We start from the raw sequence: 11,913 nt of genomic DNA on the forward strand, positions 1-11,913 counted from the left end.
TGCGCGGGCGTCATTCTTCACATTCACCGTGAAGGAGCAGCAACCTGCCGTGACGGCCGGGGACGGGGGCGGGGCGGCGGCCCAACTGCCTTGGCGGGGGCGCGTGTCAAGCGCTCATCAGGGGCTTTTCCCGCGGCCCGGGGTGCGCGGGGCGCACCCGACACCGCGGGGAAAACCACTCGAACCGGTGAGCGTCCCGACGCTTGCGCAACGGTCGGGGACGGGCCGCCCGGCAGCGGGGGGAGGGGATGCGCGAGGGGGCGCGTCAGCCCTTCTCGACCTCGGCCGCGAGGTTGGCAAGGACGCCGTCGTAGATGCGGGCGAGTCCCTTGGGGGCGAACGTCCGCTCGAAGAAGCCGCCGATGCCGCCGGCACCGTTCCAGACGGTGGTGATGACGGCCTTGGAGCGGCCCTCGCCGGCGGGGGTGACGGTCCAGGTGGTGACCATGGACGAGTTGCGGTCCTTCTCGACCAGCTGGCCGTCGGTGGGCTCGGTGACCTCCAGCAGACAGTCGCGGACGCGCTTGCTGGTGGCCTGGAGCCGCCAGTGGACGAGGGTGCCCTCGCCGTCGCCGCCCTCGCGGACCTCGTACTCGCTGAAGTGCTCGGTCAGCAGCTTCGCGCGGGTTTTCTCGTAGTCGGCCAGGGTGTCGAACACGGTCTCCGCTTTGGCCGCGATGATCCGTTCCGTCGTGGCCTCGACCTGCGCCATTGCTGTTCCTCCAGCGTGAGGTGGTTCAAGGGGGTGCCGCTAGCCAACCACCTCGCCCCCGCGGACCCAAATCCGGGTCCCGCAAGGGCGGCGAGCCGGGTGGCGGAGGCAGGCGGGCGAGCGCCCCTCGACGATCAAGGGAACATGTGTTCTATTCTTGGCTCGATCTGTTCGACGGGCCGACCGAGGAGGCGACCACATGCGCTGGGACCATCTGACCGAACGTCCCGCCCCCGCCGGCGACGCCGCCCTCTTCGCCGCGTCCGCCGTCACCACCAGGACGTTCGACACCCCCGAGTTCCGCGGGATCACCTTTCACGAGGTGCGGGCCCGGTCGATCCTGAACCGGGTCCCTGGGGCGTCCCGAATGCCGTTCGAGTGGACCGTCAACCCGTACCGCGGCTGCACGCACGCCTGCGTGTACTGCTTCGCCCGCAAGACCCACGGCTATCTCGACCTCGACACCGGCCTCGACTTCGACTCGCAGATCGTGGTCAAGGTGAACGCCCCCGAACTGCTGCGCCGCCAACTCGCCTCCCGGCAGTGGCAGGGCGCGCACGTCGCCATGGGCACCAACGTCGACTGCTACCAGCGCGCCGAGGGGCGCTACCGCCTGATGCCGGGGATCATCGAGGCCCTGCGCGACCGCGCCAACCCCTTCTCGATCCTCACCAAGGGCACCCTGGTGCTGCGCGATCTGGACCTGCTGGTGCAGGCCAGCGAGGTGACCGAGGTCGGGATCTCGGTGTCGGTCGGCTTCGTCGACACCGCCCTGTGGCGCACCGTCGAGCCGGGCACCCCATCGCCGCAGCGCCGCCTCGACGTGGTGCGCACCCTCACGGACCACGGCATCGGCTGCGGCGTCCTGATGGCGCCCGTGATCCCCTTCCTCGGCGACGAGCCGGAGCAACTGCGGGCGACCGTAGCGGCCATCGCCGCGGCCGGTGCGACCTCGGTGACCCCGCTCGTGCTCCATTTGCGCCCCGGCGCCCGCGAGTGGTTCATGGAGTGGCTGGCCCGCCACCACCCGCGGCTCGTGCCACGGTACGAGCGGTTGTACGCGGCCGGCGCGTACGCCCCCACCTGGTACCAGCGCCGGATCACCCGGTACGTGCACGAGCTGGCCGCGGAGTTCGGCATCGGCCCCGCGGACCGCGCCGCGCCCCGACGCATCCGACGGCCCGCGCCGGAGCCGGACGCACTGCCCGACGGCCGGCCGGAGCACGAGCCCACCCAGCTCACGCTGCTGTGAGCGCGCCCGGCGTGCCGGCCGCGGAAAATCGCGGGCCGGCGGCGACGCCGTTCGGTGATCATGGCTCGATGGGGATCCACATCAGGGACGTCACGACCGAGGACCGCACCGCCGTCGCGCTCGTACGGGTACGGAGCTGGCAACACGCCTACGCGGGGCTGGTGCCGCAGTCCTACCTGGACGCGATGAGCGTGCCCGACGAGTCCGCGCGGCTGGGCGAACTGATCGCGGCCGGTCGGAGCGGCGCGACCCACCTCGTCGCGGAGCGGGACGGCGCCGTCGTGGGCTGGGGCTGCACCGGCCCCGGCCGGGACGAGGACGCCATCGCGCGCGAGAGCGAGCTGTACACCCTGTACGTCCTGCCGGAGCACCTGTCGACGGGCGTCGGCCGCGCACTGCTGGCCGAGCTCATCGCACGCGCGTCGGCCTCCGGGTCCGAGCGGATGCGGCTGTGGGTGCTCCGGGAGAACGCGCCGGCCCGTCGCTTCTACGAGAAGGCGGGCTTCGCCCCGGACGGCGGCGAGGGGCAGTTCGAGATCGAGGACACCACGATCCACGAGGTCCGCTACGCCCGCGCCCTCGCCACGCGGTAGCGCCATTTTCGTGTGCGGTGAGGGCGTCTGCGTCCAGGCTCAATCGGACCAGCGCAGCCAGCGGCGCTGCGGCACGTCGTACGCGTGGACGGGCGCGCCGCGCACTCCCGTCGTGCGGAACGGGCGTCCCCCGTCGTCGATGCGCGTGGTCCCCGAGCGGTCGCCGCTGCTCCACTCCAGCTCCAAGTGCCAGGTGCAGTCGCACCGCACGGCCCGGGCGTCCACCAGCAGGACTTCCGGGTCCCGCTGCGACACCGCGTAGGGGAACGCGACGGCGGGGAGCGGGGCGTTCCCGTCGTGGCCGGGGACGGAGCGGGCGACCGGCCGCGACCGATCGAGGTCGACCTCGAACCTGCGGGGCGTCAGCGAACCCCCGCACCCCGTGTCCATCCGGTACACGTTGCCCCGCGGCTGCGCCGTCCGGTACGCGTCGACGCGCACCCGGAGGCCGTGCAGCACCACCGCCCGGTCGCTCCTGCCCTGCACGGTGATCCGCGCCATGGTCCGGCCGCCGTGCAGCGCGCCGAGCGCGCCGGCCCACTGCGCGGCGCCGTCCTCGGCGGGCGGCGGCGGTACGTCCGACGGAGCCCGGTCGATGAGGTAGGAGTGGTCGCACCCGGCGTTCCACACGTGCTGGTTGACGAGCACGGTGAAGGGGACGTCGTCGCTCGCGGGGGCGCTGCCCGACGGCCCGGTCCGGGGGACGGCCCGGGGATCGACCCGAGGATCGGCTCGGGGGTCGGTCCGGGAACCGCCGCGGCCCGCCGCGACGGACACGGACGGCGCGGCCGTGCCGCCCGGGGGCGCAGAAGCGGACGGGCGCGGGGCGGCCGATGACGGGGGTGCCGTGATCCCGGCCGTGCGGAGGCCGTTCGGCTCGACCGCCTCGCGCTGCGTCCGGTCGGCGAGGGGCGCGGTGGGCTCTTCGAGCGTGCCGAGCAGCACGAGGCTCACCGTCAACACCGCCGCGGCGGCGCTCGCGTAGGCCGCGCGGCGCGTCACCCGGGGCCGCGTCACCCGTGACCGCGGGGCGCGGTCCGCGGGGCCGGCCGCGAGGACGACGGTGTCCTCGGACGGCGGTACGGCAACGGGCGCAGGTGGCTGTGGTGCCGGCGGGGCCGGCTCCGGGTCCCGGCCGCCCCGAGCCGCCGCCCCGGACGTCGCCGCCTCCACGCGGCGCGTGCGCTCGGCGTCGGCCCGCACCCAGGCGCCGTGCAGGTCCACCAGCGCGTCGCCGGAGCAGCCGCAGAGCCGGGCGAGGCGTTCGACCGGGGCGAACTCCTGCGGGACCGTGGCGCCGGAGCAGTAGCGGTGGAGGGTGGACGCGCTCACGCCCACGCGCCGCGCCAACGCACCGTAACTGCGCCCGGAGCCCTCCCGCAGCACGTTCAGACGCCGGGCGAAGTCCCGTGCGTGCGCGGTGTGCTGAGCGTGCCCCATGTGACCAGTGTGCTCAGGACGCCCTGCGTGCTCCGTGTGCTCGGCGTCCTCCGCCCCCGGGTTCCCCGCTGCCCCCACGTTCCGCTCCCGTCCCGTCGTACGTCCCCCGGGGCACCGTTCCACCCCCTCACGTCCTCCCACGTCACAGGGGGTGGAACGGTTCCAGGGCGGCGGGAGGCGGTGGAACGCTTGTCGGCGCCCCGGGAGGTGCGGAAGCTGGTGTGCGCTCCACCGCGAACGACCGATCGACCGACCGCACCTCACCGAACAACGGGGGACCACCGCCATGAAGTTGCTCCGCACCGCCGCCCTGACCACCGCCGCGCTCGGCCTCTCCCTGACGTCGCTGTCCTGGGCCACCGCCGCGCCGGCGCCGAAGTTCCTCGCCGCCGCCGAGATGCCGCCCGCGCCCACCGCGTGGACGGCGGGCCCCGTGACGCCGGGGCTGCCGGAGGACTTCTGCGCCGGCACCGCCGCACCGCGGAGCAGCAGCAAGCACCGGCTGTACGCCACCGAACTGGACACCAACGGGCGTCAGACCGTCACGGTCGCCGCCAGCGAGGCGAAGGCGAAGGTGCTCGTCAACCGGCTGCGCGCGGCCGTCGAGAGCTGCTTCGACCGGATGAAGCAGGAGAACCCGAACGTGGACGGCGAGGCGCTGTACCACGGCGAGCTGCCCGTGGAGGAGGGTGCGCACGTCTACAGCATCGACAGCTTCGATCCGGTGGGCGGCTCCAACGACGTCGCGCTCTACTCGGTGGGCCGGGACGGACGGACCGTGACGGTGGTGGCCTGGGGCCAGTTGGGCGACCTCGAAGACGCCTCCCTCAGCGGCTTCCAGAAGACCGCCAGGACCGCGGTGACGAAGCTGTACTGAGCAGTCCGAGCCCGTCCGTACGGTCCCGGCACCCCGCGGCGCCGGGACCGTACGAGCACGTCAGCGTGCCAGCCGGGCGAGCGCCGCCGCTGCCGCCGCGGTCAGTCGGGGGTGCGCCCGGGCCGCGGTCAGCACCTCGCGGCCCCGCTCGTCGCCGAGCGCACCGAGCCCCTCCACACAGGCCAGCGCCAGCCGCCAGTACGGATCCCCGGCGGGGAGCCGGCGTCTCAGGACGGTGATCAGCGCCGGTGCGGACTCGGGCGCCCGAAGGCGGATCAGCAGCCGCACCGGCACCAGGGCGTAGGCGACCCGCAGTTCGTTGGTGGCGAGCGCCGCGGCGGCCCGCGGCGTCCGCGGGTCGGCCAGCCGGTACAGGGCGTGTGCCGCGGAGACGCAGCGCTCGGGGTCGCGGTGGTTGAGCAGCAGGACCAGCGCCTCGAAGGCCCTGCGGTCGCCGGCGCAGCCGAGCCGGAAGGCGGCCAGCTCCCGTGCCCACAGCGGGCGTTGGTGTTCCGTGAGGACGCCCGCGAGCTCCTCCTCGTCCTCCGTCACGAGCAGTCGCTCGTACTCCGTCGAGCCGCCCGACTCGGCCCTCAGCCGTCGGGCCAGCGACCGTAACTCGTCGTCCATGACGATCAGCGTATCGACGTCCCGCAACGCCGCGGGCCGTCTCAGCGACCCAGATCACACCGAAGGGGCAGGACCGAACCCTAGCGCGCTCATTACCCGCCAGTTAACCTCAGGTGAGCGGGCAACCCCGCGCCCCGTACGGAAGCACCGCGGTCCGTACGGATGCACGAGACCGCGACGGCCTGGTGACGCAGCCGTCGCGCGTGCGGTCGGTTCGGCGGAAAACGACGCGTGGATCCACCCGCGCGTTCGCGTACGGCGGGAGTTCGGGACGGCGCCCGCCGCCTGCTCCAGCACCATGCTCCGCTCCACGACGGCCCCGTCCGCCGCCCGGTGCACGGCCCTTCCACGAGGCCCGCGCCCGCGCGCGTACGCACTCCCCGTCGTCATTCGTCGTCACTCACCCTGGAGTTCCCCATGGGCACCCCTCTTCGCTCCATCGCCGTCGTCGGCCTCGGCACCATGGGCACCGGCATCGCCGACGTGCTCCTGAGGGCCGGCCGCGACGTGGTCGGCATCGACGTCAGCGAGCCCGCCGCGCGGCGGGCCGTCGCCGCGCTCGCCGCCTCCACCGCGCGCGCCGTGGCACGCGGACACCTCTCCGAGACGGAGCGCCGTGCGGCCCTCGGCCGCTTCCGCACCTCCGTCGACCTGCGCGCGGCGGCCGACGCCGACCTGGTGATCGAGGTGGTCACCGAGGAGTACGAGACCAAGCGGCGGGTGTTCACGGAGTTGGACGACGTCGTGCGCCCCACCGCGGTCCTGGCGACCGGGACGAACGCGCTCTCCGTGACCCGGCTGGCGGCCGAGTCGCGCCACCCCGAGCGGGTGCTCGGAATGCACTTCTTCAACCCGGCGCCCGCGATGAAGCTGGTCGAGGTCGTCTCCTCGGTGCTCACCTCGCCGTCGGCCGTCACCGCGGTCACCGAACTCGCCCGTGCGCTAGGCAAGGAGCCGGTGGCGGTGGGCGACCGGCCCGGCTTCGTCGCCGACGGGCTGCTGTTCGGCTACCTCAACCAGGCCGCGGCGATGTACGAGTCCAAGTACGCCTCCCGCGAGGACATCGACGCGGCGATGCGGCTGGGCTGCGGGCTGCCCATGGGCCCGCTGGCGCTGCTGGACCTGATCGGCATCGACACCGCCCGCACCGTCCTGGACGCCATGTACGCCGACTCGCACGACCGGCTGCACGCCCCGGCGCCGATCCTGCGCCAGCTCAGCGACGCCGGACTGACCGGCCGGAAGGCGGGCCGCGGCTTCTACGCCTACGCCTCGCCCGGCAGCGCCGAGACCGTGCCGGACGCGCTGACCCCGGGCCCGGTTGCGGTCGGGTCCGGCGTTCCGCGGGAGGTCCGGTCGGTGGGCGTGGCCGGCTCCGGGACGATGGCCGCCGGCATCGCCGAGGTGTTCGCCAAGGCCGGCTACTCGGTGGTCATCGCGGCGCGATCGCCCGAGAAGGCCGAGGCCGCCAAGGCGCGGATCGCGGCCTCGCTCGCCCGCTCCGTCGAGCGGGGCCGGCTCACCGACGCCGCCCGGGAGGCGGCGCTGACCAGGATCGCGCCCGCGGGGTCCCTGGACGCCTTCGTCGACGTCGACCTGGCGCTGGAGGCCGTCGCCGAGGACCTGGAGGTCAAGCGGGAGCTCTTCGGCACGCTCGACAAGGTCTGCAAGCCGGGTGCGGTGCTGGCCACCACCACCTCGTCGCTGCCCGTGGTGGCCTGCGCCCGGGCGACCTCCCGCCCGCAGGACGTGATCGGGATGCACTTCTTCAACCCGGCGCCCGCCATGAAGCTGGTCGAGCTGGTCCGTACGGTGTTGACATCGGACGACGCCCACGCCACGGTCCGCGCCGTGACCGCGACGATCAAGAAGCACCCGGTGGACTGCGGCGACCGCGCCGGCTTCATCGTGAACGCACTGCTGTTCCCGTATCTGAACAACGCGGTCAAGATGGTGGAGCAGCACTACGCCACCGTCGACGACATCGACGCGGCGATCAAGCTGGGCGGCGGCTACCCGATGGGGCCCTTCGAGCTGCTGGACGTCGTGGGGCTCGACGTCTCGCTGGCGATCGAGAAGGTGCTGCACCGGGAGTTCCGCGACCCGGGCCTGGCGCCCGCGCCGCTGCTGGAACACCTCGTCGCCGCCGGATGCCTGGGCCGCAAGACGGGGCGCGGCTTCCGTGAGCACGTCGGCCGCTGAGCGCCGGCGCGGGGGGCGCCCGCGGGCCCCGTGGACGCTCCCCGCGGGCGCGCTCTCCTGCACGGATGCAGTACTTTCAGGGCATGGCCCAGCCCGCTGACCCCCGTCGTCGACCGTCCCGTCCCAAGCCCTCCCCGGACGCCCCGGAGAGCGCCGCGGGCACCCGCGCGGCAGCCCAGCGCCTCAAGATGCGCCGCGAGCTAGCCGCGGCGGCGATGGAGCTGTTCGCGACCAAGGGGTACGAGGAGACGACCGTCGACGAGATCGCGGCGGCGGCCGGGGTGGCGCGGCGGACCTTCTTCCGGCACTTCCGCTCCAAGGAAGAGGCGATCTTCCCGGACCACGACGACACCCTGGTGCGCGCGGAGGCCGTGTTGAACGCGGCGCCGCCGCACGAGCGCCCGCTGGACACGGTGTGCCGGGGCATCAAGGAGGTCATGCGGATGTACGCGGCCTCCCCCGCGGTCTCGGTGGAGCGCTACCGCCTCACCCGGGAGGTGCCCACGCTCCGGGAGCGGGAGATCGCCTCGGTGGCGCGGTACGAGCGGCTGTTCACCCGCTATCTGCTGGGCCACTTCGACGAGCGGGACCACCACGACGGCAATGACGATCCGCTGCTGGCGGAGGTCGCGGCGTCCGCGGTGGTCACCGCGCACAACCACGTGCTGCGGCGCTGGCTGCGGGCGGGCGGCCAGGGCGACGTCGAGGCCCAACTCGACCACGCCTTCGCGATCGTCCGCGACACCTTCGGCTCCGGGATCGCCGCGGGCCGCGCCCCGGCCGCGGTGGAGACGACCGTGCTGACCTCGACGTCCGCCGCCGCGTCCGGGCCGGCCGCGGCCGGCGGGCAGGACGCGCACGAGGTGGTGGTCGCGGTGGCGCGGACGGACGCGCCGCTGGACGACGTGATGCGGACGATCGAGCACGCGCTGAAGAACCGCGGCGCCACCCGCTCCGACCGCACCTGAGCCGGGCCGGGCTTGACCCCAGCCCGCGCACCCGGCCTGATCCGTCGGCTGCCCCCTGCCCCAGTCCCCCGATGTTTCCCTCCGCGTCATAGAGGTTGACGCTCCATCATCCCCTTCCTACGCTCCACAGCATTCACTCATCGGATCAATGTGCACGTCCTTGGACGGAGTTGATCAGTGTGGCCGTGGATCGTCGTGGGTTCCTGGGACAGGTGGCCGTCGGGGCGGCCACGGGGGCGGCCGTCGGCGGCGCGGCCGGCGGCGGCCCGGCCGCAGCAGCGGAAGGCACCGACGCCGGGCGCCGTCCGGGCGTCCGCGGCATGGACGACGCCGCCTGGGCCCGCTTCCTGGCGGGCCAGGACCTCGTGTGGCACCGGCTCCCCCGCACCTGGTACGAGGGGCCCTTCCTCGGGAACGGCCTGCTGGGCTCGATCCTGTACGCCCAACCCGGCGAGAACGCGCTCCGCTTCACCGTCCACCACGGCGAGGTCCAGGACCACCGGCCCGACTGGGGCAACGAGTGGGGCGTGGCCCGCCTCCCGGTCGGGAACTTCGTCCTCACCCCGGTCGGCACCATCACCGGCGTCGCCCTGCGCCTGGACCTGTGGAACGCCGAGGTCAGCGGCACCGTCACCACCGACCGGGGCACCATCGCCCTACGCGCCCTGGTCCACAACGACCACACCCTGCTGTGCGTGCGCGCCGACCCCAGCCGGGGCGAGGAGGGCTTCCGCTGGGAGTTCCGCCCGTCCCCGGCCATCAGCCCGCGGATCGTGCGCGAGGACCCGCCGAAGGACTTCGCGCCCAACCCGCCGCCGGTCACCGCCCAGGAGGACGGCACCGGCGTGGTGACGCAGGCGCTGTACGCGGGCGGCCAGACCGCCAGCGCGTACCGGGAGCGGCGCCGCGGACGCAGCCGTACGTTCCTGCTGGCGGTGGCCCACTCGTACCCCGAGGCCACCGCGAAGGACCGGGTGGTGGCCACCGTGCGAAGGGCCGCCGCGCTCTCCGACGACGCCCTGCTGGCCGGGCACCGCGCCTGGTGGCACCGCTTCTACCGGAAGAGCTTCGTCTCGCTGCCCGACCAGATGCTGCAGAGCTTCTACTGGATCCAGCTCTACAAGTTGGCGTGCGCGGCCCGCGCCGGGGCGCCCGTGATGGCGACGACCGGGCCGTGGCTGGAGCCGACGCCGTGGCCGAGCGTGTGGTGGAACCTCAACGCGCAGTTGGAGTACTGGCCCGTGTACGGCTCCAACCACCTGGAGCTGGACGCGATCCCGCGCACCCTGGACGAGAACCGGGACGTCCTGGTGAGCGCGCTCAAGCCGGAGTACCGGCACGACTCGGCCGGGCTGCGACGCTCCACCGACGCACAGTGCGACGACCGGGGCCAGGTGGGGGTGCCGGGCGTCGGCGACCCCGAGGTGGGCGACCTCCCCTGGGCGCTGCACAACGTGTGGCTGACGTACCGCCACACCATGGACCGGGACCTGCTGGAGAGGGTGCTCTATCCGCTGCTGCGCCGCTCGACCAACTACTACCTGCACTTCCTCGCCGCCGGCTCGGACGGCCGGCTGCACCTGCCGAAGACCTTCTCGCCCGAGTACGGCAGCGCTCCGGACTGCAACTACGACCTGGCCCTGTTGCGCTGGAGCTGTACGACGCTGCTGGAGACGGTCCGGCTGCTGAAGAAGACGGACCCGCTGGAGTCCCGCTGGCGCGAGGTGCTGGCGAAGTTGACGGACTACCCGGTCGACGACAAGGGCTTCATGATCGGGGCGGGGGCGCCCTTCGCGAAGTCCCACCGGCACTACTCGCACCTGTTGGCGGTCTATCCGCTGTACCTGGTCAACTGGGACCAGCCGGGCAGCCGCGATCTGATCGCCCGCTCGCTGAAGCACTGGATCAGCTTCGAGGGCGCGCTGCGCGGCTACAGCTTCTCGGGAGCGGCGTCCATCTCCACCCAGATGGGCCGCGGCGACGACGCCCTGCGGTACCTGCGCGAGTTGGTGGCGCGGTTCATCCAGCCGAACACCATGTACTACGAGGCCGGCCCGGTGATCGAGACGCCGCTGTCGGCGGCGATGACCGTGCACGACATGCTCTGCCAGAGCTGGGGGTCCGCCATCCGGATCTTCCCCGGGGTGCCGGGCGAGTGGGCCGACGTCGTGCTGCACGACTTCCGCACCGAGGGCGCGTTCCTGGTCAGCGCCGTACGCTCGGCCGGTCGCACCCGTTGGGTGCGGGTGCACAGCCTGGCCGGGGAGCCCTGCCGGGTGCGGCACTCGATCACCGGCCCGGTCGCGGTCTCGGGCATCGAAGGGCCCGACCCGCGCTGGCGGGACGTCGGCGGCGGCGAGGTGGAGATATCCCTGGCGCGCGGCGCGCAGGCGGTGGTGCACCCGGCCGGCGAGCGTCCGGACCTACGGGTGGGGCCGGTGCGGATCACCCGGCCCGCGCAGCCGTGGGGGCTGCCCGCGCTGGCTCCGGCGGGCGGGGTGACGGGTGTGGACCTGACCGCGCACTTCGACAACGACGCCATCACCACCGAGATGTTCTTCGGGGACGGCGACTTCGACGGCACGGGCCGGACGTATCCGATGGCGCAGTTGCCGCAGACGGGGCGGACGGAGGACGACGGGATCGCGTTCGCCTTCGCCAACGGCAGCGAGGGCACGAAGAACAACGTGGTCGCGGCCGGGCAGCGGATCGAGGTGCCGTCCGGTGCGTACGCCCGGCTGCACGTGCTGGGCGCGGGCGACAGCGGGAACGTGACCGTGCCGGTGACCCTCGCGTACGCCGACGGCTCGACGGCCACCGTCCAACTGCGGCTCACCTCGTGGCTGGCCGGCCCGGCGTACGGCGAGACGGAGGCGGTCCGCACCGCGCAGATCCACACCCGCGGCGGCCCGGTGGGCACCAAGGCGGCCGTGTTCCACCAGCGGCTGCCGCTGGACGCGGCGCGGCGGTTGACCGCGGTGACGCTGCACGGCCCGACGTCGGGCACCGCCCGCGCCCATGTCTTCGCCCTCTCCCTGGAGGCACCGACCCCCTGAACGCCCCCGGTCACCCGAAGACTGCGACGGCCGCCCCCGCCACCCCGGGGCGGCCGTCGCGCCGTGTGCTCATCGGTGCCGTGCCGTCGACAGTCGAGCGAAAATCATGGCACCCAGTGTCTTGTCACCTGGCACGGCGTGCCATACGGTGAAGTCGTCCGGGCGGCCGGCGCTCGGGAACCC

9 protein-coding genes are annotated in these 11,913 nt (G+C 73.5%); 6 read left to right on the forward strand and 3 right to left on the reverse strand.

The genetic code is table 11. The features are described 5' to 3' along the window. Positions 1–265: 265 nt before the first annotated feature. Positions 266–712 (reverse strand): SRPBCC family protein, encoded by a 447-nt coding sequence (locus ABZ842_RS08030; RefSeq protein WP_361533561.1) that lies wholly within the window; start codon positions 710–712, stop codon positions 266–268. Between the two features lie 199 nt (positions 713–911). Here ABZ842_RS08030 and ABZ842_RS08035 point away from each other — a divergent pair, with 199 nt between their 5' ends. Both ABZ842_RS08035 and ABZ842_RS08040 read left to right on the forward strand, forming a co-directional pair. Continuing rightward, positions 912–1,964: an Rv2578c family radical SAM protein gene (locus tag ABZ842_RS08035; RefSeq protein ID WP_361533564.1), complete on the forward strand. Its 1,053-nt coding sequence runs from the start codon at positions 912–914 to the stop codon at positions 1,962–1,964. A 68-nt stretch (positions 1,965–2,032) separates the two neighbouring features. Then, entirely contained in the window at positions 2,033–2,557 is a 525-nt protein-coding gene (locus ABZ842_RS08040) for a GNAT family N-acetyltransferase (protein ID WP_361533567.1), read from the forward strand. Positions 2,558–2,596: 39 nt separating this feature from the next. Here the strand turns inward: ABZ842_RS08040 and ABZ842_RS08045 are convergent, their stop codons facing one another. Further along, positions 2,597–3,997, reverse strand: a complete 1,401-nt coding sequence (locus tag ABZ842_RS08045; protein ID WP_361533570.1) for a helix-turn-helix domain-containing protein — start codon at positions 3,995–3,997, stop codon at positions 2,597–2,599. Positions 3,998–4,283: 286 nt separating this feature from the next. On the opposite strand from ABZ842_RS08045, the gene ABZ842_RS08050 reads away from it, so the two are divergent. Beyond that, a complete protein-coding gene (locus ABZ842_RS08050; RefSeq protein ID WP_361533573.1) occupies positions 4,284–4,874 on the forward strand; it encodes a hypothetical protein in 591 nt (196 codons plus the stop codon). Between the two features lie 60 nt (positions 4,875–4,934). Here ABZ842_RS08050 and ABZ842_RS08055 read toward each other — a convergent pair whose 3' ends face one another. Next, entirely contained in the window at positions 4,935–5,504 is a 570-nt protein-coding gene (locus ABZ842_RS08055; protein WP_361533576.1) for an adenylosuccinate lyase, read from the reverse strand. A 417-nt stretch (positions 5,505–5,921) separates the two neighbouring features. Between ABZ842_RS08055 and ABZ842_RS08060 the strand changes: the two genes are divergently transcribed. The 3 genes from ABZ842_RS08060 (at position 5,922) to ABZ842_RS08070 (ending at position 11,730) form a co-directional block, all read left to right on the forward strand. Continuing rightward, the gene (locus ABZ842_RS08060; protein WP_361533579.1) at positions 5,922–7,706 is read left to right on the forward strand and encodes a 3-hydroxybutyryl-CoA dehydrogenase; all 1,785 of its coding nucleotides are present in this window, start codon (positions 5,922–5,924) and stop codon (positions 7,704–7,706) included. An 83-nt stretch (positions 7,707–7,789) separates the two neighbouring features. Then, a complete protein-coding gene (locus ABZ842_RS08065) occupies positions 7,790–8,674 on the forward strand; it encodes a TetR family transcriptional regulator (RefSeq protein ID WP_361533582.1) in 885 nt (294 codons plus the stop codon). A gap of 179 nt (positions 8,675–8,853) precedes the next feature. Beyond that, the gene (locus ABZ842_RS08070; protein ID WP_361533585.1) at positions 8,854–11,730 is read left to right on the forward strand and encodes a Tat pathway signal sequence domain protein; all 2,877 of its coding nucleotides are present in this window, start codon (positions 8,854–8,856) and stop codon (positions 11,728–11,730) included. The last annotated feature ends 183 nt before the right edge of the window (positions 11,731–11,913 follow it).

This window comes from Streptomyces sp. NPDC047315 (assembly GCF_040643215.1).
Lineage (GTDB): Bacteria > Actinomycetota > Actinomycetes > Streptomycetales > Streptomycetaceae > Streptomyces.